Annotated in this window: 1 protein-coding gene and 1 pseudogene; both read right to left on the minus strand. The window is 48.0% G+C overall.

Annotated features, from left to right (window positions below):
- A partial coding sequence (gene tsaB / locus R7D93_RS26015) for a tRNA (adenosine(37)-N6)-threonylcarbamoyltransferase complex dimerization subunit type 1 TsaB (RefSeq protein ID WP_318129646.1) occupies positions 1–461 on the minus strand: 461 nt, incomplete at its 3' end.
- Positions 462–517: 56 nt separating this feature from the next.
- Positions 518–1,064: pseudogene (locus R7D93_RS26020) on the minus strand (ATP-dependent DNA helicase); the annotation flags it as partial.

Below are 1,064 nucleotides of genomic sequence, written 5' to 3' on the forward strand. Positions count from 1 at the left end.
TCTTCCGCCAAACGAGCTGGTGGAATCACACATTCTTCATCAACACCCATCCATTCGCCGTTTTCTTGGCGAGAATAACGTGCCCAGTAAACTTCGCTCATGCGCGCATCAATCGCTACAGCGACATCAGTTGCACCATGCAGGCGGTAGCTTGCTTGTGCCATCGTAGCCAATGTTGAAACACCAATCGTCGGCAGTTCTGCACCAAATGCTAGGCCTTGAGCGATGCCAATACCGATACGAACACCAGTAAAGCTACCAGGGCCACGGCCAAACGCTAGTGCATCCAAGTCTTGTAGAGTTAGACCCGCTTCTTTCAGCACTTCGTCAACCATTGGCAGCACTTTTTTCGTGTGGTCACGAGGTGCCACTTCGCTGCGTGAAATCACTTGGTCATTAACCAGTAGTGCAACTGAACAGTTTTCAGTTGCGGTATCGATAGCAAGAATTTTTGCGCTCATTTAACTCTCTAAAACTCTATTTTATTTGGTTACATCACAGCACAGGCTGCGACTAATTATTCTGCTTTAAGAAACGCTTTGATACGTTCTAAATCTCGTGTTCTTGGGATCGGTGGCAAGCTTCCAAGGAACGTGCCGCCATAGTCACGTGTGACAAGGCGATTGTCACAAATGATCAATGCACCATGATCTTTCTGATCTCGAATCAAACGCCCTACGCCCTGCTTCAAAGTGATCACCGCATCGGGGATTTGCACTTCAGCAAACGGCTCACCACCACGCAATCGACAATCTTCAATTCGGGCTTTTAGCAGCGGATCATCCGGGGCAGTAAACGGCAATTTGTCGATGATAACACAGCTCAGTGCGTCACCTCTAACATCGATCCCTTCCCAAAACGCCCCCGTCGCCACAAGCAAAGCGTTACCCAGCTCCATAAACTCTGCAAGAGTCTTTTGCTTGCTCATTTCACCTTGCATAAGAACCGGAAGATCCAACACCTCACGGAACTTCTCTCACAACTCACGCATCATGCTGTGAGAAGTACATAAGAAGAAACAACGACCGTCATTTTCTTCAATGACTGGCGCTAAAATTCTCACT

The organism is Vibrio sp. YT-15 (assembly GCF_033337445.1).
In the GTDB taxonomy this organism is placed as follows: domain Bacteria; phylum Pseudomonadota; class Gammaproteobacteria; order Enterobacterales; family Vibrionaceae; genus Vibrio; species Vibrio alginolyticus.